The sequence below is a fragment of the Synechococcus sp. H55.11 genome (assembly GCF_047462475.1).
Taxonomy (GTDB): domain Bacteria; phylum Cyanobacteriota; class Cyanobacteriia; order Thermostichales; family Thermostichaceae; genus Thermostichus.
Map to the genome: position 1 here is coordinate 1 of NZ_JANSJI010000085.1, position 1,965 is coordinate 1,965.

Annotated in this window: 1 tRNA gene, 1 pseudogene and 1 riboswitch; the gene and the pseudogene both read left to right on the plus strand. The window is 59.8% G+C overall.

Annotated elements, in window-relative coordinates:
- Positions 1-8 precede the first annotated feature (8 nt).
- A tRNA-Arg gene (locus NW853_RS03960) sits at positions 9-82 on the plus strand.
- 38 nt (positions 83-120) lie between these two features.
- A riboswitch (cobalamin riboswitch) is annotated at positions 121-326 on the plus strand.
- Between the two features lie 428 nt (positions 327-754).
- A pseudogene (locus NW853_RS03965) lies at positions 755-1,965 on the plus strand (5-methyltetrahydropteroyltriglutamate--homocysteine S-methyltransferase); the annotation flags it as partial.

Genomic DNA, 1,965 nt, shown 5'->3' on the forward strand with positions numbered 1-1,965 from the left:
CTTTGTCTGGGGCTGTAGCTCAGATGGATAGAGCAAGCGCCTCCTAAGCGCTAGGTCGGCGGTTCAAATCCGCCCAGTCCCGTCTAAGTGAGTAGCTACTAGCTCCTCCAAGCTGGTGGTAGGATGTAGTCTACTGCCGGTTCTGACGGGGATCAGCCGTCAGAGGCAACGGGGAAAGTGCAGTGAGAATCTGCCGCTGTCCCGCAGCTGTGAGCCGGTTTTGGATCGGGGATCCCTAGTTGTTGTTGCAAAAGCCCTTGACGACGCAAGCCCGCCCCTCCAAAACTGAGCAAGTCAGAATGCCCGCCGGCGGTTTTTCCCCAGTTCACCATATCTGCGAGGTACAGATATGCTTCCCATTTTGACGTTGGCCCGTTCCCGTCCCGAAGTTTTTTCATCGGCCTGCTTACGGATTTTCGACGCTCTTGGATCGTAGGCACTAAGTCAAAAGCGCGGACAAGAGAGCTAAGCAGTTGGCTCAGGGGCAGCTAACTCTTGGAGGACGTTTTCTTGCTTTGGTTGCGCAAAAGAGTCCTCTAAGCACCCTCCTGTGCCGAGTGGGCCAGCCGATAGGTTGAGGAACGCCTTGACAGCTCCAGCAGGTTTCCTGGCCTAGAGAAAACCTTCCGCCGGGATCCCACCGATAGGCATGTCGGCGGCCATTTCTTGCTGCCTAGGTTGGATGACAACCGGCTGTACAAAGCCAACTGGCGGCAACCTCAATTACCGAATTCAGTTCAGGAGACAGTACCTTATGGCCATCGAAACCCAAACCCTCGGCTATGCCCGCATGGGCAAGCGCCGCGAGCTGAAGAAAGCGCTGGAAGCCTTTTGGAGCGGCACCCTGGAGGCGGAGGCCTTGTCAGCAACGCTCCAGGAGCTGGAGGCACAGGTCTGGGGGGTACAGCTTCAGGCTGGCATCGACCACATTGCAGTAGGAGATCAAACCCTCTACGACCATGTTTTGGACTGGGCCACCTGGCTGGGGCTGATTCCCTCCCGGTTTCAGAGCTTATCAGGCCTGGAGCGCTACTTTGCCATGGCGCGGGGACGGGAGGGCCTGCCCGCCTTGGAAATGACCAAGTGGTTCGACACCAACTACCACTACCTGGTGCCGGAAATTGAGGCCGACGCGATCCCTCAGGCCCATTTCGATGACTTCCTGGCCACAGTGCGGCGGGCGCAAGGGATCCTAGGAAACCGCACCAGCCCCGTCCTCCTCAGTCCGGTTACCCTTCTTGCTCTAAGCCAGCGCTCTGGCAAGTTGCGGGGAGATCTGGAGAAGCTGCTTCCTCTCTACGAGGAGCTGCTGCAGGAGCTGCAGCGACTGGGAATCCGGGAAGTGCAAGTCCATGAGCCCATCTTGGTGACGAGCGAAGGCGACAGTCTCCGGGAAGCGGTGGAGCAGACCTACCGCCGGCTGGCTCGGTTGGGGATCCCTGTCCACTTGGTTACCTACTTTGACGACTTGGGGGAGACTTACCCCTGGGTGGTGGAGCTGCCGCTAGCCGGCCTCAGCCTCGACTTCACCCGCGGCCACAACCTGGAACTGGTCAGAGCCCACGGCTTCCCCGCCGATAAGATCCTAGGGGCGGGGGTAGTGGACGGGCGCAACGTCTGGCAGATCCAGCCCAAGGCCGTTCTGGCCACTCTGCAAGAGCTGCAAGCCCTAGCCCCCAACCTGCGGGTGCAGCCTTCTTGCTCGCTCCAGTTTGTGCCCCACGACGCTGCTCTGGAAACCCACCTGCCAGAGCCTTTGCGCAATGTTCTCAGCTTTGCCGAGCAGAAGCTGGCCGAAGTGGTTCTGCTCGCTCGCACCCTCAACGGCGAAGACACCGCTGCCCAGCAGAACAAGCTGGAACAGCAGTGGCAGGCCTTCCAGGACTTCAATCCCCCCAACCTTGCGGTGCGCCAGGCCTTGGCCAACCTGACGGCGCAGGACTTCCAGCGCTCCCTTCCCTACGA